We start from the raw sequence: 20,175 nt of genomic DNA, 5'->3' as shown, positions 1-20,175 counted from the left end.
TTAATTTTGATTCCGGACACGACAAAAGACCTGCATGACTGAACCTGCTAAAAACCCGATAACATTGCGTTTTCAAGACGAGGCGCTTGAGCAAGCGTTTTGGGCGGATTACGTTGAAAAGTCGCGGCGTTCTATTGAGATAGGACTCGTTGCCGGCCTTATCGTATATGGTGTTATTTTCGGGATCATGGATTGGGTTCAGGCAACCAATGCGCTGTGGCAAATCTGGGTGCTGCGTGGTACGGTTTGTTTGATAGGGATAGGCGCGTTAATCTACAACCGCACCGCAGTATATCCGCAGAACCTGCACGGCATTGTCAGTGTCATCATCTTTGTTGCCGGCCTTGGACTTATCGCCATGATCCTCCTTGATCATTCGCCGGATGCCTACCTGGATGGCCCGGTGTTATTGATCTTGCCTGCGTATGTGCTTTTCCGTCTTCGGTTTATCCATGCCTCAATTATTGGCGTGATACTTTTCTTACTTTATTGCGTTGCCATCTATTTTGTTGAAGGGATGCGCGCAACAGATTTGCTGGCCAGCGCTATTTTTCTTTTTGCTGCGAACCTTATCGGCATGTTTGCCGGCTATGCCCTTGAGGCTTATGCGCGACAGGCGTACTGGCAGACCCGTGTTATCGACGAGGAACGCGCAGCCAAAGCCTCTTTGCTAGAGGTGAAGAACCGGTTCTTTGCCAACATTTCCCACGAAATACGTACGCCGCTTACACTCATTCTTGGGCCGGTTGACGACTTGATTCAGGCACCAGCTACAAGCCTGCCCGCACCAGTGTTGCAGGTACTCAGGGCAGTCCGACGGAGCGGGGACAGGCTACTCTCGTTTATTAATCAGTTGTTGGATTTGTCCCGCGCTGAGAGCGAACAGCTACCCATGCAGTTGCATCAAGGTGATCTTGTTGAATTTCTGGAGCAAGTGATGCAATCATTCCAGCCTTATGCTCAGGCCGAACATGTAGCTGTTACTTTTATTCCTGAAACTGGCGCGACGCCTTTTGTCAGCGATTTTGAGAAGCTGGAAGTGATTGTGTCGAATCTCGTGTCGAATGCCATAAAGTACACACCATCAGGGGGAGCTGTCCATGTAGCGTTAATACAGCATGGGGCATGGGGCATTGAGCTAGCTGTAAAAGATAATGGGCCGGGGATCGCTGCAGATGCCTTGCCGCACATTTTTGATCGGTTCTACCGGGTGGCAGAAGGGCACGTGCGCCAGAAAGCCGGCCTCGGACTTGGGCTTGCCCTGACCCGCGTCATGGTTGAGCAATTGAACGGTCGAATCGATGTCGTCAGCACCGTTGGAGTAGGCACAACGTTTAACGTGCGTTTGCCGAAGCTTGATGTAGCCCCGGAATCGTTGCCTCGACTGAATCTGTCCCGTGCAGCACCCGATACGGCTGTCCCGGAGGAAATTGTGCCGGCGGTCATTGAGGGGCAACCTACAGTTCTGGTTGTTGATGATGACCCGGAAGTGCGTGGCTATCTGACCGAGTGCCTTGAGACGTATACCATCTTTGAAGCATCAAACGGAGAAGAAGCGGTAGCCCTGGTTACACGCCATATGCCGGATCTGATCGTCAGTGATCTCATGATGCCGGTGATGGATGGGAAGGCGCTTGTGAATCACCTTCGCGCGCAACCCATGCTAAGCCACATTCCGTTTATCATGCTGACGGCAGACAATGACAACGCCGTGCGCCTTGAGAGCCTCGATTATGGTGTTGACGACTTTCTTACCAAGCCTTTTAATAGCAGAGAGCTGCAACTCCGCGTGCGCAATATGCTTGCTGCCCGTCAACGAATGCAATTGGACAATCAAGCGCATCTGTTTATGACGCCGGCCCGTGAAGATATACAATCAGCTGAACACGTTTTTCTGGAAAAGCTGCGCAGTGCAATCGATGCAAACCTTCAAGATGAACATTTTAATGCGGATGCATTGGCAGATGCGCTGGGCGTGAGTACGCGCCAATTACAGCGAAAAAGCAAAGCGTTAACCAATGAAACGCCTACAGCCTTGATCCGCATTATGCGGCTGAAGAAAGCCGGCCACCTGATTGCTGACAAATACGGTACAATAGCCGAAGTAGCTTATGCGGTGGGGTTTAACAATCCAGCTTACTTTACGAAGTGTTTTCGGGAGCACTTTGGTGTGGCGCCCAGCAACTGGCAGTCGGAAGAGGGAGATGGAAATTGACGGGCAAAAAAAATGGAGGTAGAGACCGATGCCCACGTAATGTCTCTACCTCCGTGCCCAGTTGCAATGACTAACCCTTATTGCAACCACCTTGCCAAATGCGAAATTAGCCCAAAAACGGCGATTTTAAGTTTTTAAGCCGGCAATTCGATGCAAAGTGCTGTATTATTGTGCACTTCTTGTTTGAAAATGCTAAGGCTCCGTCATGCAACAAATTATAGCGCCACCCTTGTCCATCAGCCCTTTTTACTGGTTCTTTGGCAATGGGATAGCATTATTGTTGATGCCCTTGTTTTTTTTGGCTTGCACAGAAGGGCCTGGTTTAGAAACAGCGTCAGAGCAGACAGAAGCAAACTGGTACAAAGGAAATCTACACACACATACGCTCTGGAGCGATGGTGATGATTATCCAGAGATGGTTATTAGATGGTACCGCGACCACGGTTACCATTTTCTGGCACTATCTGACCACAATATCCTTTCAGAGGGGGAACGCTGGATCCCTATTGCGCACAACAGTGGAGGGCAGGCTGCTTTTGAAAGATATAAGGCGACCTTTGGGGCAGGCTGGGTGGAAGAACGCGTGTTACGCGATACCGCCTGGGTACGGTTGAAAACATTTGATGAGTATAGGCGCTTGTTTGAAGTAGCGGACTCTTTCTTGATGATTCGCTCTGAAGAGATCACCGATGGTTTCAATGGCAAACCCATTCATGTCAACGCTACAAATATACGGGAGTATATTGCGCCGCAGGGCGGGGAGAGTGTGCGGGACGTTATGCAACGGAATGTTGATGCTGTGCTGGCGCAACGGGATAGCCTGGACGTGCCAATGTTTCCCCACATCAATCATCCAAACTTTGGATGGGCGGTGACTGCAGAAGACCTGGCGGCACTGGAAGGCGAGCAATTTTTTGAGGTGTATAATGGGCACCCACTGGTTAGGAATTATGGTGTGGCGCCGCGCCCGGGTATGGAGCGCATGTGGGATATTATTCTGACAAGACGCTTGCTTCACGGGCGGCCTTTAATGTATGGCATTGCCGTGGACGACAGCCACCACTACCATGAAATAGGGACGTTCAAAAGCAATACGGGCCGTGCCTGGGTGATGGTGAGAGCTCCTGCATTATCTGCTGAAGCTATCATCAACGCGATGGAGGCCGGCAGTTTCTACGGATCTACCGGTATTACGCTGCAAGAATTGGTTGTAGATGCAGAAGGTATTTCGCTGACAATAGATGCAGCGTCAGGTGTGTCATATCAGACAGCATTCATCGGTACGGAGGTAGCGCATGATACCACAAGCAGTGCGCAGTCAGTAGATGGAGAGGTTATCTCCCGGAGATATAGCGATTCGGTTGGGAAGACGCTCGCCATTGTGGATGGGGCATCAGCCAGCTATACGTTTACTGGAGATGAGTTGTACGTTCGTGCGCGCATCACATCGACAAAACCAAAAGAGAATCCCTACCAGGCCGGCGAAACCGAAATGGCCTGGATACAGCCAGTGGTTGTTAAGTAGGCTGATCGCCCCATTCTATTCCACGCGAAAATCCCAGCAACCAGGCCCCGGGCAATCGACAGATAAGAAAATAACCTTCAACTTTAAGCCAGCAACTTTCAACCCAAATCAATCAACCGATTGATTTGCCTTAGTAAGCGCCTGAGCCTTTGACTACAGCTGTGATGGTGCGGATCAGAATCACGGCATCAAGCCAGAGCGACCAGTTGCGCACGTAATAGGGATCCCATTGCTCCATGCCTTCATTGCCGGAGTCACTGCGGCCAGAGACCTGCCATAGGCCTGTAATGCCTGGTCGTACGCGTTCGCGCAATTCCCGGACACGGCGTGGCAATTCGTTGCTGTGGTACTGTGGCAGAGGTCGAGGGCCTACAAGTGACATCTCGCCGCGTAATACGTTGATGAGCTGTGGTAACTCGTCAAGGCTAAGCCGGCGCAAGATCTTGCCGATCTTCGTGATGCGCGGATCGTTACGCAGCTTATAAAACGTCTCCCACTCCTGGCGCATTTCTTCGTCTTCTTCCAGCTTCTTGCGAAGGACATCCTCCGCGTTGGGTACCATGGTGCGGAATTTATAGGTTTTGAATTTCTGGCCGCCGCGCCCAACGCGTTCTTGTCTGAAAAACGGATCGCCGCCATCTTCAAGCTTGATGAGGATATAAAGCACTGCGCAGATGGGAAACCAAAACGGTACGCTCAACAACACAAGCAGGTAGTCGAAAATTAGTTTGGCCAGCCGCGAAAACGGGTTGATCAGGTTCGACGTGATTTCAAGACCGAGTATGCCATTGAGGTCACGTGGCTTTACCCACAGCGACGGCGTGTCGAACATGTTCGGTATGATGAGCACAGACCGGTAATACGACAACGGACCTTCCAGGAGCTCAGCAGCGCGTGTACTGCTCATGCTTGGCATGGTCAGGATAGCAACGGAGGCTTCCGGTGTGACGAGGTTGGTACCGCCTTCAATGGGTACATTTAAGAGGTCAGTATTCCAGGAATTGGGGTCATCATCAAAGATGCCAATCGGATTGTAACCCAGGCCTTTTTCTTCCTGCAGGAAGCCAACAACCTGTTCGGCAAAATCGCCACCACCGTAAATAACCGTGGGTAGGCCCCACTGGTTGAAAGAAATAAGGGTTCGTTTTACGAGCCACCGCATAAATGGCACCGATACAACACTGACCAAAAAGGACAGGGTAAGGGTGATACGGCTTACTGACTCTGACATTTTACTGATAAAGAGCACAACAGCAGCACCTGCAAACACCACGATAAGCAACAGGGTGGTGCGCCTGAGTTCTTCCACGGGCCCAAGGCCCCAGCTAGGCAGTAATTGGGTGATAGATGCGCCAACCCACCAGGCTGGAATGAGATACCAGGCCCATTCGGGAATAAGCAGCGCGCCTTGCCAGAAAAAACGAATAGAACCGGCTACAAGAAAAGCAAACACAATAGCCAGCATGTCGCCTGCCGCTAAGACGATGACATTCTGGAATCGGTGTTTCCAATATGATACAAGCCTTTCTCCTGATCGAGGAAGTCGGTCGAAGAACGACCGCTCGGAAAGTACCTCTACAAGTTCCATTCGCTAAACTACGTAATTGAAAGTGGGGAGCTTCCTGGGAAGTGAAAAATCAGAACGAAGATGCGGGTCGCCTGGTCGCTATGCTGCAGTTTTGTGTTAAGCCCGTCACTGTTTCGCCAGTCTGCTTACACAATGCCTGCTACGGTCAAGCGGACATGCAGTAGGAAGATACAAAACGCGTTGATAGGATGACTCATCCTTTAGGTGTAGACAGGATGCGCCATAGCGCATAATCCCCGTGGCCTTTGGTGCGCTGTTTATGCAAACATTGAACGCGCCTTTGGTACACCAGCGCATACAATGCGGATTCAACAGTGCATACAAATGCGGATTCAAGCTCTGAACAAGCTTGAATCCGCATGAATAACGAAATGATACCGTTTGCCTAAGCGGATGTAAGCGCTACTTCTTCATTCTGGAAGAACGCAAGCGTGCGTCGCAGCCCTTCTTTGCGGTCCACCTGCGGTGACCACTGGAGCTTGCTTTTTGCTTTGCTGATATCCGGCTGGCGTACCTTGGGATCGTCTGCTGGCAAATCTTTGAAGATGATTTCGCTGTGGCTTCCTGTGAGCTCTACAACTTCGCGTGCAAAGTCGAGAATAGAGATCTCGTCGGGATTGCCAATGTTCACCGGCTCAACTTCATCGCTCATCAGCAAGCGGTAAATACCGTCAACGAGGTCTGCAACGTAGCAGAAAGAACGCGTCTGGCTGCCATCTCCAAATACAGTGATAGGCTCGCCTTCAAGGGCCTGCTTCATGAAGGTAGGCAATGCCCGGCCATCATCGAGGCGCATTCGCGGGCCATACGTGTTGAAGATGCGAATGAGGCGTGTTTCAACATCATGATAGCGGTGATACGCCATCGTCATCGCTTCAGCAAAACGTTTTGCTTCATCATACACCCCGCGCATCCCAATGGGATTCACGTTGCCCCAGTACTCTTCTGACTGCGGGTGTACCAGCGGGTCTCCGTATACTTCGCTTGTTGATGCAAGCAAGAAGCGCGCTTTTTTGGCTTTTGCAAGGCCAAGGGCCTTGTGTGTACCGAGCGCACCTACCTTCAGTGTCTGGATTGGATACTTCAGGTAGTCAATAGGGGAGGCCGGGCTGGCAAAGTGCAATATGTAATCGAGCGGACCTTCCACATAAATGAAGTTGGTCACATCATGCTCGATAAAAGAAAAGTTTGGATTGCCAATTAAATGGGCAATGTTGTCGGGGCGGCCAGTAATAAAGTTGTCGACGCAAATGACCTCGTGTCCTTCATTAATGAAGCGATCACATAGATGTGATCCGAGGAATCCGGCGCCGCCTGTAACCAAAGTTCGTTTCATCTCCTTAAGAATGATTTACGTTGCTACCGTCTGTTAGTACTGCATCAGACGCATCAGCAGGGTAATGCGGCCGGCCAATGGAATAATATTCAAATCCAAGTTCAGCCATTCTTTCTGGCTTGAACAGGTTACGTCCGTCAAATACAACGGGAGCCTTCATCAGGCTGTGCATTTTTTTGAAATCTGGCCGGCGGAATTCGTGCCACTCAGTACAGATGATCAATGCATCAGCATCGTGAAGCAGGGAGTACCGATCTTCAGCATATCCCAGTTTGTCACCCAATACATCCTTCGTTGTCTCGATGGCTTCCGGGTCAAATGCCGTAATGGAAGCGCCACGCTCGATCAATTCTTCAATGATGACATGAGACGGTGCCTCACGCACGTCGTCCGTATTGGGTTTGAAAGCCAAGCCCCATACGGCAAACTTCTTGCCGGAGACATCACCGTCATATTGCTCCAGAATTCTGTCTACCAAAATTCGGCGCTGTGCATCGTTAACATTGAGTACAGCGTTCAAAATGGCAAAATCGTAGCTGTACTGATCAGCTGTCTGCTTGAGTGCTTTTACGTCTTTTGGGAAACAGCTACCACCAAAACCGATGCCTGGGTAGAGGAATAATTTTCCGATGCGGCTGTCGAGACCAATGCCCACGCGCACGTTGTCAACGTTTGCACCCACCCGTTCACAGAGGTTGGCTACCTCGTTCATGAACGTGATTTTTGTTGCGAGGAAAGAGTTCGCAGCATACTTGGTCATTTCTGCTGAACGCTCATCCATGGCCAGGATCGGGTTGCCCTGGCGTACAAAAGGTTCGTAAAGCAGCTTCATCAGGTCAGCTGCGCGTTCGCTTGATGCGCCGATTACTACGCGCTCAGGCTTCATGAAGTCGTCTACTGCAACGCCTTCACGCAAGAATTCCGGATTGGAAACTACATCAAAGTGTTTGCCTGGGGTGAGGCCGGCTTTGGCCATGATGTTGCTAACTTTGTCAGCAGTCCCAACAGGTACTGTGCTTTTGTTAACAATCACCCGATATCCGAGTGCAGGGTCAGCGATCAGGAGATCGGCAATGTTGCCGGCAACGCCGAGTACATAGGACAGGTCTGCTGATCCATCTTCAGAAGGCGGTGTAGGGAGTGCCAGGAAGATGATCTCAGCGTGTTTAACTGCCTCAAGCAGCTCAGTTGTGAAGCGGAGGCGTCCTTCACGCAAATTGCGTTCAAAAAAGACTTCGAGCCCTGGTTCAAAAATGGTGATGTTGCCATTTGACAAACTTTCGACTTTTCGCTCATCAATATCTACACAAACAACATCATACCCCATCTCAGCGAAACAGGTACCAGAAACAAGGCCTACATATCCAGTTCCAACAATGGCAATATTCATGAATCTATATGTAAAGGTAATAATTAATTGAAATGGCACTGCCCCTTCAGGAAGAAGGGGCAGCAAACAAGCAGGCAAGACCCCTGTTGGTATGGGGTCTTGCCAATGCTAGTATCAAAAAACTACCCGATGGGCCGATTATTTCTCCAGGTAGCCGAGTTCAAAGAGCTTGTTGAGCACTTTAAGCGCACTCTCCTCAATTGTTTCATCAGCGGTCTTGCAAACAACATCGGCATTTTCAGGCGCTTCATAAGGATCGTCAATGCCCGTAAAGCCTTTGATCAGGCCGGCGCGTGCTTTGGCGTACAGTCCTTTTGTGTCGCGTTCTTCAACAACTGCCAATGGTGCGTCAACAAATACCTCAATGTAACCGCCGAAGCTGTTGATGAGATCTTCGTTCACCTTGCGGTCTGCATAGTATGGCGCAATCGGTGCACAGATGGCGATACCACGGTGTTTTGTGATTTCGCTGGCTACATAGCCGATACGCTGTACGTTGATTGAGCGGTCTTCAGCTGAGAAGCCGAGGCCTTTGCTCAGATGCGTACGAACCACGTCGCCGTCAAGCAGCGTAACAGGCCGGCTTGTTACTTCAAGCAGTTTTGTCATCAAAGCGTTCGCAATGGTAGACTTGCCGGAGCCTGAGAGTCCGGTGAAGAATACCGTAACGCCCTGGCGGTTTTTCGGCGGATGCGTTTTGCGCAGCTCAGCCACAACCTCTGCGTATGAGAACCAATCAGGAATCTCTTCGCCCGCGGCGAGACGACGACGCAGCTCTGTACCAGAGATGTTCAGCGTTTCTTCGCCTTCTTCCACTTCGTCAATTGGCTTGTAGCCATCGATTGCTGGTGCGTAAACCATGAGGCGGAATGGTACCATTTCGATGCCCAGTTCTTCCTGGTATTTGGTAACCAGTTCCTGTGCGTCGTACGGTCCGTAGATTGGATCGCCGTTGCTGTCGTTGCCTGGGCCAGCGTGGTCGCGACCTACAACGAGGTGTGTACACCCGTGGTTTTTACGGATGATAGCATGCCAGAGCGCTTCACGAGGACCAGCCATGCGCATGGCCAGTGGAAGGAGGCTCAGCATTGCACGTCCTTCCGGATAGTGCTCGATCAATTTTTTGTAGCAACGAACGCGTGTAAAGTAGTCGATGTCGCCTGGTTTGGTCATGCCAACAACAGGGTGAATCAACAGGCTGCCACCGATACCGGCTGCGGCGCGGTCGGTAAGCTCTTTGTGCGCCCGGTGCATTGGGTTACGCGTCTGGAAAGCAACTACGCGATCTGCATTGTTGGCTTCAAACTCAGCGCGAAGCTGTGCCGGCGTTTTACGCAAGTCGAGAAAGTCATAGTGGATTGGCATAGAGATGCCTTCGATAGATCCACCGATGTAGTGGCTGCCAGCCTGGTCGAACAGGTAAGCAACAGCTGGATGTGCTTTGTCCTGCGTGCCAAATGCTTTTTCAGCTTCGTTGGCTTTGTCAGGAGACCAGATGTCAGAAACAGTGATAATTGCTACAAGCAGACCGGTGTTGTCGCGAAGGGCAATTTTTTCGCCCGCGCTGTGGTTGCCGGCTGTTTCTTCGTCAACGTCGAGTGTGATCGGCATTGGCCAGAGGCTGCCGTCTGCAAGACGCATGTTATCCAGCACGCTGTCGTAGTCGGCCTGAGACATAAACCCTTTTAACGGAGAGAAACCGCCAGATAAGAGCAATTCAATGTCACAAAGTTGACGAGCTGAAAGTGTGATAGAAGGGTAGTTAATTGCTTCTTTTGTTGCTTTTGCTAATTCATCACCTGTAAGAAGCAACTCACAAAGCTCACCGCCATGAGGTTCAATTAATGTTTGGGTACTCATTCGTCTATTAGTTTATCGTTTAGGGTTTTGGCATGCAGCCAGTTTGTCAGCCTGGTGCCTTGGCAAAAATCATTTGTCTGATAAAAAGAAATACAAATCGCGGATTGTGCTTGAAGTACCGTTTCCACAACCGTCGGGGCTCCATCAGTAATCTGAACAGCCATTCAAGTCCGACACGTTGCATCCATGAAGGTGCTTGCTTTACACGACCCGTATGAAAGTCGAACGCTGCACCTACACCAAGCATTACGGCAGAGAGCTTATCTTTATGCTCTGCCATCCATTTTTCTTGCTTTGGGCATCCAATCCCCACAAATAAAATGCGGACACCCGATTCATTGATCTGTTGTGTGTATTGCACGTCTTCCTCCGGCGTAAGCGGGCGAAAGGGAGGTGCAATTTTACAATTTATCTGGATACCCGGATAATTGGCTTCGAGGAACTGGACAAAAGCCTCGAGGCTTTCCGGTGTACCGCCGTACAAACCAATAGGGATATTTTCTTCAGCAGCCTGTTTGCACACGTGGAGGGTAAGATCCGGACCGTATACACGCGTGGCTTCAGAAACGCCTAGAAATTTCAAAGCCCAGACGAGCGGAACACCGTCAGGGGTTACAAGGTCAGCTCCGTTGACCACTTTCTGGAAGTCCATATCATCATGGCTTTCCATTACCATGTGCACGTTTGCCGCGCAGACATATCGAGATTGTCCATTTGATGCCCAATTCACCACCCTGCCAGCAGCATCTGGGTAGCTGGTCACATCGACGTGCATATTTAAAATATCTCGATAGTCCCTATGTGTCTTTATCATTAGACCTGTCTAAGCAGGAAGGAGCATCCAAAATTATCAAATCCAACCAAACTTACTTCATCTTCGTAGCAGCCTGGTTTTCATGCTGAAAAGGAAAAGCCTTCTGAAAATTAACGGTTAATATAATTAATGCAGTGCTTTTGCCGGCAAATTCTTCACTACCGACTGGTACATTTTTGTCATTTCTGCAGCTTTGACAGTCCAATTGTTCTGTCGCGCAAAATCCAGCCCTGTTTTGCTCATTAGCGGGAGCTTTTCCGGATTTTCATGAATATGGGTTAGGGCTTCAGCCAATCTGTTGATTGTTGCCCCGGGTGTTGAGACAGGTACGCGGATGCCGGCGCCATCGGGTACAAAATCGTGTGCACCCTGGTGATCCAGCGTAACGATGGCCAGGCCATTACTCATTGCTTCGAGCAACTGTGATCCAAAAGAGTCGCGCAGGCTAGTGAACAGGAAGACTTCGTTTTGCTCGTATGCGCGCTGTACTTCATCCCAGGGAACGCGTCCTTTCCATTCAACGCGGTCCGCAAGCCCCATTTCCCTGATCCAATCATTAACATATACATCTTCCGGACCGTCACCCAGAATGGTCATCCGGAAAGGGAAATTCAATTTAGCCAATACTTGCAGTGACAACTTGATGGCTTTCCTTTCTAGCAACCGGCCGACCCACAAAATGTTCATCCGATTGTCTGTGAAACCATCTTTTGCAGTGTCCGCAAAGTAATGGTCTGGTAATCCAGTATCCAGAAAGAGCTCGGCTTTTTTTGCACCCATTTGTTCTGCAATGTGCAGGGTATCGCTATTGGTTGCAAGCAGGAGCGCAGTATGCCGGAGCATTTTCTTCGTTGAGGGCAAAGAAGGCAGTACCTTTTTTGTGATATAGGTCCGAATTGACTCTTGGCGCCACCGGGTAGGGAAGTACGGCTTGAATGCGTCGGGTGCAACCTGTCCGCCGCCAACCGGACCAAAAACAAAAGGTTTGTCTTCGAGGCGCCACAGCCATGAGCCGCCAATGAGGCTGCCCCAGGTTACATGGTGCGCCAGGTCAAAGTCTTCTGTTTTAAGCAACTGCTGCGCTTGCCGATATGCTGCTTTTTGCCATAAAAAGTAATGGGCGTATACGCCGAAAATGCCTTTCATGGCCGGCTTGTATCGGGCCGGAATATCAACAAAAATAAAGCGTAGATTAGGGATAGGGTTTTCCTGCATTTCCCGCTCAACTTTATCTTGTGCCCAGTTCCTGGTAAGCACGCACACCTCATGTCCTTCTCGCGCCAAATGTGTGGACCAGTTCCATCCGAAGCCTTCTTCAGACCCCCGGTGCGGTTCACAAGCATATGCGGATAGCAGTACCTTCATACCAACGTATAATTAAAATCTTTTGCCAGGCATACAGGCTATATCTGCCGGCAGGCAGGTGAGAAAGCCTGTTATGTATTGTAAAATAAGCGATGCGTCATATGCAGATACCGAGCCGTCACCCGATGCATCTGCATGCGTATTGCCATCCAGATCAACCAGCCCGCTTGCGTGCTGCAAGATAAGAGAAGCATCCAGCGCTGTTACAAGACCATTGCCCGAAGCATCACCTGAAACGCCTGACGGCGGCGGAGGCTCAATTTCGCCAAACTTGTACTGATCAGCACCTACGTCGGCACCCTGGACGGGGCGTGGATCCCCATCAAAGTCAACCAGGAGCGGAGTCAGGTCAGCAGGGAGGGAAACCCCTCTGCCGATGACCTGCGACTCAGCTGCCAGCCGCCAGCCGTTCACATGGTCCGTGGTGTCGACCACATGCGGTTCAGCTGGAAGTATCGTCGAAGACATATAATCGGTTAAGGCTTTGTTTTGCCAGTCTGCAAGCGTTGAGCTGCGCACAACGTTGCTGCCATTGGAGCCTTTGGTCCGGTACTGGTATGTATTGTACTCATGTGTGGAGTAGCCACGGTACCAAAATACGTTGCCTTCTCCTTTGTTGGATCGTGCATCAGCGTCGCCACTATGCTCTTCAAACGAAATTTCACTGCTCTTTCTGTCGCTGCTCCAGTCAATGAGTGTGTTGGCAATAAAGAGGTTGTTGTAATACCTGTTGCCGATGGCACGGTCCCGGTCGTCAGCACGGATACGCATACCACCACCTTCATTTTTCATAAAGGTGTTATGCAGTACGATGTTATCATTTGCTGCATGAATGAGCAAGCCGTGTCCATAGAAGGTGGGCCAGGCATAGCGGGCGCGTGTAAATACATTGTTGCGAACAATGGTGCGGTCCGTTGTCCACTCAAGAAACAGGCCGGCGCCGAGGTTATTGTCGAAGACGTTGTTCTCGATAATGTTATCGAAGTTGTCCATGTCGAGCCACAGGCCCGGGCCTTCGTTGTCAGAGAAGTCCAGATTTCTGAATACACTGTTCGACGTGTACAGCCATTTACCACCCCCTGATTCCCAGAACGGTTTGTAGCCTTTCCAGTTGTTGAATTTGCTTTCTGAGTGTTCAACCACACAGTTGTTGCAGATATTGCCACGGATTCCACTCATACCGTTGTGGTATGCCCGAACACCGCGGACGATGTGGTTGTTGCCTGAGATCAGGAAGCCAGAGCCATTGGTCCATTCAGCGGTCACGTTCTCAATGATTGAACCTTCGGTGCCGGCGCAAACTGCGCCCATTTGTCCATCGTTTGCCGTATGTCTGAAGGTAATACCAATCAAATGGTAAAAGCCTTTAACATTACCAAACCGGCAACTTGGCTCGTTGTTGGACGGGTTGAACAGGTGATTCAACAAGCTGGTTTGCATGGAAGCACTGTTCGGATTTTTGTTGCCCGGCAGCATGGTGTACATGGTGGTCGGGTTATAGGGTGACCCTTCGAGAAAGAACGTGCCCTCCCGTACATCAGCCCGCGAGTACACGGCTTGCAGCATCTGCCCGTCAGCAATGAGCACGTCGCGCCGGCGTGCTTCGCCAAACAAGTCGTTGGGGCCTTCATACCGGTGCCATAACGCTTCATAAGGCCAGCTCAGGCGCCAGGCGTTGCCGTCTTGTGTCCAGCTTCCCGTAAGATTGATCGCACCGGAAACAATAACTTCTTCCCCTGGGAAAGAGGTAATGGTAATCCGGTTGCCGGCAGTGCCACCCGTACCAGGACTTACCTGTCCGTAGTAGGTACCGGCCCGAATAATGACCGCGTCTCCGGGATCAATGGTGTTAGCCTGTACGGCGCGTTGTATGGTTTTGAAAGGTTGTGATTCTGTGCCGGGAAACGCATCGTTTCCGCCGGCCTGGTCAACCCAGTAGAGCGTGTTGTTGCCAGTGTCTAGCAATGAACGAACGGGTTGACAACTACCATTGCCGTCACACAACATACCGGGGCCGCAATCCTGCTGCAAATAACAGGATTGGCCTTGGGCTGTGGAGGCAAAAGACATGAAAAGCAGGAGGCAAAAAGTAGATCGCATAGCGATGGATAAAGCAGGTATATCTTGTGGATAGGAATGGTGCCAGAGAGGATAAGGGGGGCTTATTTTCTGTCACATGCCTGCGAGAAATTCCATGCAGATAGCAAGGAGGGGCTTGTGTTTTACATTGTTTCTTCTGGAATTGGCTCTGATTCGCCGAGTACTTCCAGCTTTACTTTGGAGACGCCGGATTGTACTGCGTTATTCCAGTCTTTACGTTCCGATGTTAAATCCAGCGTTGTTGGGGAAAGGGTGCGGATGCCGGCGACAATTGAGTCGGCGTTGTTGTCAACCAGAATCGCCCAATCGCCAAATAATTTTTCTGAGAGCGTAGAGCGCGTAGCAATGAGCGGCGTATTTGATGACAGCGCTTCGCAAGCACCGGACTGCTGCGTGGCAACCATGTTTGTCAGCGCTATAGCTGCGGTGCTTGAGCACAACGTGTCATGGTATTCTTTGGTACTCAGGAATCCGGTGAGCCGCAAGTTATCACAGGCTTCGAGGCGTTGCCGCTGTTGGGCCGGCAACTTCTTCGGATCAGCCGTGATAACAAAGTTGTAATCGGGCGTGCGTTCGATCGTGTTGATGATTGCATCAATTGGTTCATCATGGTCAAAAGAGCAGACAAACAGAATTTGGTTATCTGTCCGGCTTACGTCTTTAGATTCAATGTACTGCAACGGGTCAGCAACAACGATGAACGGCTTTTGGGGAAATGTCTTGCCAAAGAGGGCCAGGAATTCAGGATTGTGCACAATGATCGCCTTGGACTTCTTCATGATTGTGGAGAAGAGCGGCAGCTTGTGCCAGTACGATTGAAAAATGCCATTGTGGCCGTCGATGATGTACGGCGTTCCCAGCAGAAGAGGAGGGAGGGCGGCGTAATGTGGCGGTGCCTGTACGATGGCATACGCCGGCCGCGTGCGGATCATATAAATGACCGTCACCATCAGTTTGTACAGGTAATCCAACGGACGCAAGTATTTCCCTCGAAAGAGGTGCGGAATAAACTTGATATCTGCGTCGAAAAGGGGCGCCAATACTTCAGCCCTGCGCTGGTACCCTTTCCATACAATAAAAAGGCACCGTCCTTTCTTTTGTTTTTTACTCATTTATCTTTTCTACAAGATGCAGTATGACATTTGCGGTTGGTTGGTGTGGCTTGAAATAATAACCCTGGCCACAGCCAACGATCAGTGAAGTCGCAAACGTTTAACTGGTCAATTTTAGACGCTTCAAAAAATGAACCGTAATCCGAATCATATCGCAAGTAAAGAAGCTTATGAACTGAAACGGCGATTTTGCCGTTTTTAGGGCAAAGTTAAACCTGAACTTAACCCAGAAAGAAGACCTGAAATCAAAGAAGTAGCGCTTGATGTCGCTGAGGTGATACTCATCTTTGATATCAAACTCATACGTATTGTCTACGTGGCTCTTTACAATGGCATCGTAATACACCACTTGTTTATAGCCGTATTTGGTAGCCCGGACAGGAAATTCTGTATCACCCCGGTGCTTGAATCGAACAGCATCGTAGATGCCGGCATCTTTAAATACACTAACAGGTGCGAGCATACCGCGGCCCGTGAGTTGAGACACTTCAAAGTAGGCGCCTTTCTTGAACTCACCCAGCGACCGGCCAACATTCAGGATCCGATCTTTGGCAGTGAACCAGTTGGTCATGCGGCCGCCGTCCCAGATAATGTCGGGATGTTCGATGTCTACAACCGTTGAGCCAACGAGCGTCTTCGGGTGCTCCCTGGCAAAATTGACAATCTTCTCGATATAGTCGCTTTCGAATTCCAGGTCGTCGTTGATGATCAATACAAAATCATCATCGGTTGCCTTTTCGATGACATAGAGCAGTCCCTCGTTGGTGCCGCCAGACCACCACAGATCGCCGGTGCCCTTGATGAGGGTGACGCGGGGATACAGGGTCTCGATCATGTCAGACGTACCGTCTGTTGATCCATCATCAACTATAACAACTTCGAGGTCGTTGTAGGTTTGATTAAATAAACATTTAAGAAACCGTTCAGTCAGTTCCTTTCTGTTATATACAGGTGTAACAACGTAAACCATATCCGCCAATTTCTATTCTTTCGCTGAAAACGCTCAGCATGCAAATGCTGACTTCTTCGTGTGGATTACGCGACGGGATGTAGCTCCTGGGGGCGGATTTTAGCTTTTATCGAGGATAAAACGAGGCGTATGTAGGGTAGAGAGCCAAAAACGGGCCAGAGTATGCCGGCATGCTTCCTGGAGAAAAGCATCCAGTCTGAAGGCGGTAAGCCTTTTGGTCCGCTCATTTGTTTCCATCGTTCACGGAGCGAGAGGGATGTATCCAGCCAACTACCAGCTACAGGATTGGTTGAGCAGGTGCCCACAAATCCGGGTGCGATCCAGATGGATGCGCCTTTGCTACCAGCTTTTAATGCGTAATCGATGTCACCAATAGCATGCGAGTAGCCGGCGTCCATGTTGCCGGCCAGGGCTGCTACCTCATGCGGAATCAAAACGCAGTTGCCATGCATGACATCACACTTTTTTGGTGCTGTGCCGGGCGTGACCAGCTTAAAATGAAAGGGATGCCACTTGCTGTCGCGTTTCATCCCGCCATAAGTAAGGTCACCGGTCTCTGGATCCTGGACTGAGCCCACAATAATTGAAAGGGGGTGTCCACTTTGCTCAAGGCCTTGTTGTGTATCCACAAGGCGTTGCAGGGCATCAGGCTCCAGTGTTGTGTCGTCATTGAGCCAGAGGTAATAGTCTGCGCCGGCATCAAGTGCGGTTGCAAAAGCAGTCCGCATGCCCTCGTTCCAGAAGTAAGAACCATCCCCCGTAATGACAACAGCATTGTCAAACTGTTCGGTGACGGCTTCGGCTGTACCATCTGTACTGCCATCATCCAGTAAGTAGGCCCGAATATCGAGCGTATCAGACTGTTGCGCAAACAAAGCGTCCAGACACTGCAGGGTCAGTTCTTTACGGTTGTATGAAGCAAGGATGGCGGCAATCCTGACGGATTTATCTTTCATGGAATTTTGCACGCTTGGCGGGAATCTCGTTTTGAACGAAAATAATTATCCCATCAGTACTTACAAAGAACACTGGGTACCAATGGGGGGCTGTCCGTAATCTATCAAAAAAGTGCGTTGCTGCAACGGCGTTAACTGCAAACACAGGAAGTTAATTGCAAACAAGTGTAGTTGTGTGGGTCTACAGTATAATTGCACTATATCGCAGGATGTGATCCGGCTTTACAACTACACCTCAGATTCGTTACAGGGTCGGGGTTATTGCTGAAAGACCATGGCGGCTATTTTCGCGTATCGGCAATTAACAAAAATCCTTAATTGTTAAGGGCTTGCGCGTACATAACTTTACCATATTACAGACCGTAAAGCCTTATTCGAGCAACTGGTTTCTTTCTAAAGATGTGGATGGATCTCTTTCAGGTTGGGGAGCTGTTTAAGTTTATCCTGAAAAAGCCGTAATTCTGCAAACTGGTAAAGAAATCCATAAGAAATACGTGCCATATCACCGCCCATGCGTTTAAAGGAAGTCGGTGTTTCTTTCAGCTCTTTAAGCAACGCTGCCTGGTCGTAGCCAATGGCGGCTAGCCGTTCCTGACCAAGCCAATGTAAGTACTTCTTGCACCATGATTTTCGAATGGGGTTACGTAACGAGCCTTTCCATTTGTTGAGCGGTTTGTCGCTGATTGACTTATAAGATTTTGTCCCGGTAGGATCACCCATGTCTCCCTGCAGGTCAACACTTTGAAAGTCCTCAATCATGGCTTGCTGGAATGGCAGATCTAGATAGTCACAGATCTTTTGTGCGGTGTCTTCAGGGTTTTTTAGAAGGTCTTCGTAATTGATACCCAGCACGCGGTCTTGATTCGCGGTATAGGCTTCCACGAGCCTCGCCCAGCCTTCAAAAAGGTCTACTTTGAAGAAATACAGATACCAGTGGCCGCGGTGCCAGGTGTCTAACATCGATGCGATAATCGAGAGCGGATTGCGCCACAGAAAAATGAAGCGGGCATCGGGGAATGTCTCCAGAATTTCGGAAACGACGAGGTGATATCTGGGCGTTTTGTCGAGGAAATAGGTTGCGCCTTTCTGGGTGCGCCGGCCGTACAGGTTGAGGGCCATCTGGCGGACTTCATCCAGAAACGCCGGCTTGCCGCCATCAATGGCGGTGTAGAAATCTTTGACAGCTTCTACAACAGCATTCTGGTCGTAGTTCGTGTAAATCCCGTCGCTCCTGAGCGTGCTGAATAAGGGGAGCAGTAGCCAGGGCTCAGCTGCTGTGTCGACCTCCTCATGTTTGGCGAGAATGCGCTGCAGCAGGGTAGAGCCACTGCGAGGAAGCGAAAACAAGAATATGGGTGCTACAGCGTCTGCCACTTAAGATGATTTTTTATTGCGTGGCCACCACAGTGCAAAGCTGACGATTCGAAGCCGGCGCCACACCACCAGTGCAGCTGCGATGTTCCACAGTAATGTTGTTATGATGGTTGCGATTGCTGCGCCCTTGATGCCCATGTTGGTAATCAGGACTGCGTTCAGGCCCAGATTTAGGATAGCGCCAAATGCCATGATTTTGGCGGCGTCTCGCTGGTGACCTGTCATGTTAAGCAATAATACAGCTGGGCCGGCGCAGGCGTTAAATATCTGGCCGAATATCAGGATCCGCAGCAAGGGAATTGGCTCAATATACTCTGCCCCGAACAAGAGAGGGAGAAAGTCGGCAGAAAAATACAAAATAAGCCCGCCAATGATTGAAATGGCAAATACTGCATTTGCACCAATGGAAACGATACGTTGTAATTCTTGCCTTTTGTTATTGGCGTACAGATCTGCCACAATAGGGTGGAGGATGCCGTTCATGGCAGTTAAAGCAATCACAATGGCAACTGCAACCTGTGACGCAATGCGGTAAACACCAACGGCATCTGTGTCGATCAGCAAGCCAAGCATCAGGCTGTCCGCAGAAATCAGGATGTAGTTGAAGCCCGACGTGAGCATCATATCCTGTGACGTGCTGAGCCATTCTTTCTTTTCGTAGCTTGGTTTGGCTTTGCCTACTTCACCTGGGACCGTTCGCCTGATTAGCCAGAAGGAAAGCAGGACAGCGCAAATGGTAGCAAAGAGGTTGATAATGATCGCAAGCTCTGCGTGCATCACTGTGTCGCCTTCGGGGCGCAAAAACTGACCAATCTCCGTGAGGTGATATATCGAAATCAGCAGGATTGCAATCAGCGCCGGCCGTAACGTGCGCATGGAAAGCTGAGAGAGCACCACGCGTTTAAAGCCATCCAGAATGCCTTCCTGGATTTCTAATCGCGCAACCAGTGGCAGAAAGATCAGCGCGATCATCAGGGAATTGAAAAATGCGTCATCCCCGTACTTGTTGATGATGTAAGGCCGGCAGAGAAATACGATAAGTCCGACCGAAAGCGATAGCCCTGTTGCAATTTTAAGCGAGGTCCGCTGTCCGTACTTGATGAAGCCGCTTATGCGCGACCAATCCTGCTTGGATCGGTAGGCTGCTACATACCGGATGACCGACTTGTTAAATCCAAATCGGGCGATGATCAAGAGGGTGCTCAGCCAGGCAATGGCAAATGAATAAGCCCCCCATTCTTCTTTGCCCAGGAGGCGCGTGAGCGACATCGTGGAGGCAAAAATGACCGCCGTCGATAAAATCTTGATAGCAAAGCCACCCCCTGAGCCGCGGATAAACTGGGCCAGGTTATCCTGTCCTTTTAATCGGTCTCTCCAACTGCGCGTTTTGCTTTCCATGGGAATGCGTGCTACTCCACAAATAACCTACACTATGCCCATCATTGTCTGAAATGATATGGGGCTATCAATACTTGCAACTACAACCTAAGGGCAGGTGCCAGAAATGCCTTGAATGAGTGAAGGGATACGCGAATAATTAAATTAATAGACTATAATATTATTATAAAAT

At 50.1% G+C, this 20,175-nt stretch carries 14 protein-coding genes; 2 read left to right on the top strand and 12 right to left on the bottom strand.

Annotation, left to right across the window (positions count from 1 at the left end; genetic code table 11):
* Window positions 1-34 precede the first annotated feature (34 nt).
* Both AAF564_06615 and AAF564_06610 read left to right on the top strand, forming a co-directional pair.
* Window positions 35-2,215, top strand: coding sequence for a response regulator (locus tag AAF564_06615; GenBank protein ID MEM8485203.1), 2,181 nt, complete (start codon window positions 35-37; stop codon window positions 2,213-2,215).
* Between the two features lie 205 nt (window positions 2,216-2,420).
* Window positions 2,421-3,740, top strand: a complete 1,320-nt coding sequence (locus AAF564_06610) for a histidinol-phosphatase (GenBank protein ID MEM8485202.1) — start codon at window positions 2,421-2,423, stop codon at window positions 3,738-3,740.
* Window positions 3,741-3,870: 130 nt separating this feature from the next.
* On the opposite strand, the gene wbaP is transcribed toward AAF564_06610, so the two are convergent.
* From wbaP to AAF564_06550, 12 genes are all read right to left on the bottom strand, one after another.
* The gene (wbaP, locus tag AAF564_06605; protein ID MEM8485201.1) at window positions 3,871-5,328 is read right to left on the bottom strand and encodes an undecaprenyl-phosphate galactose phosphotransferase WbaP; all 1,458 of its coding nucleotides are present in this window, start codon (window positions 5,326-5,328) and stop codon (window positions 3,871-3,873) included.
* Between the two features lie 385 nt (window positions 5,329-5,713).
* The gene (locus AAF564_06600) at window positions 5,714-6,664 is read right to left on the bottom strand and encodes a UDP-glucuronic acid decarboxylase family protein (GenBank protein ID MEM8485200.1); all 951 of its coding nucleotides are present in this window, start codon (window positions 6,662-6,664) and stop codon (window positions 5,714-5,716) included.
* 4 nt (window positions 6,665-6,668) lie between these two features.
* A complete protein-coding gene (locus AAF564_06595) occupies window positions 6,669-8,054 on the bottom strand; it encodes a UDP-glucose/GDP-mannose dehydrogenase family protein (GenBank protein MEM8485199.1) in 1,386 nt (461 codons plus the stop codon).
* A gap of 138 nt (window positions 8,055-8,192) precedes the next feature.
* Window positions 8,193-9,914 carry a bifunctional sulfate adenylyltransferase/adenylylsulfate kinase gene (locus tag AAF564_06590; protein MEM8485198.1) on the bottom strand — a complete coding sequence of 574 codons (1,722 nt, stop codon included), beginning with the start codon at window positions 9,912-9,914 and terminating at the stop codon, window positions 8,193-8,195.
* 46 nt (window positions 9,915-9,960) lie between these two features.
* A complete protein-coding gene (locus AAF564_06585) occupies window positions 9,961-10,689 on the bottom strand; it encodes a WecB/TagA/CpsF family glycosyltransferase (GenBank protein ID MEM8485197.1) in 729 nt (242 codons plus the stop codon).
* A gap of 165 nt (window positions 10,690-10,854) precedes the next feature.
* Window positions 10,855-12,093, bottom strand: a complete 1,239-nt coding sequence (locus AAF564_06580) for a glycosyltransferase family 4 protein (protein MEM8485196.1) — start codon at window positions 12,091-12,093, stop codon at window positions 10,855-10,857.
* A gap of 12 nt (window positions 12,094-12,105) precedes the next feature.
* Entirely contained in the window at window positions 12,106-14,193 is a 2,088-nt protein-coding gene (locus AAF564_06575) for a right-handed parallel beta-helix repeat-containing protein (GenBank protein MEM8485195.1), read from the bottom strand.
* 122 nt (window positions 14,194-14,315) lie between these two features.
* Entirely contained in the window at window positions 14,316-15,305 is a 990-nt protein-coding gene (locus tag AAF564_06570; GenBank protein ID MEM8485194.1) for a glycosyltransferase, read from the bottom strand.
* 100 nt (window positions 15,306-15,405) lie between these two features.
* The gene (locus tag AAF564_06565) at window positions 15,406-16,275 is read right to left on the bottom strand and encodes a glycosyltransferase family 2 protein (GenBank protein ID MEM8485193.1); all 870 of its coding nucleotides are present in this window, start codon (window positions 16,273-16,275) and stop codon (window positions 15,406-15,408) included.
* A gap of 65 nt (window positions 16,276-16,340) precedes the next feature.
* Window positions 16,341-17,231 carry a glycosyltransferase family 2 protein gene (locus AAF564_06560; protein MEM8485192.1) on the bottom strand — a complete coding sequence of 297 codons (891 nt, stop codon included), beginning with the start codon at window positions 17,229-17,231 and terminating at the stop codon, window positions 16,341-16,343.
* Window positions 17,232-17,624: 393 nt separating this feature from the next.
* Window positions 17,625-18,605, bottom strand: coding sequence for a sulfotransferase (locus AAF564_06555; protein ID MEM8485191.1), 981 nt, complete (start codon window positions 18,603-18,605; stop codon window positions 17,625-17,627).
* Window positions 18,606-20,003 (bottom strand): flippase, encoded by a 1,398-nt coding sequence (locus tag AAF564_06550; protein MEM8485190.1) that lies wholly within the window; start codon window positions 20,001-20,003, stop codon window positions 18,606-18,608.
* Between the last annotated feature and the right edge of the window lie 172 nt (window positions 20,004-20,175).

The organism is Bacteroidota bacterium (genome assembly GCA_039111535.1).
Taxonomy (GTDB): domain Bacteria; phylum Bacteroidota; class Rhodothermia; order Rhodothermales; family JAHQVL01; genus JBCCIM01.
Note: the sequence above shows the minus strand (reverse complement) of the source record. Positions and strands in the feature narration are given on the sequence as shown.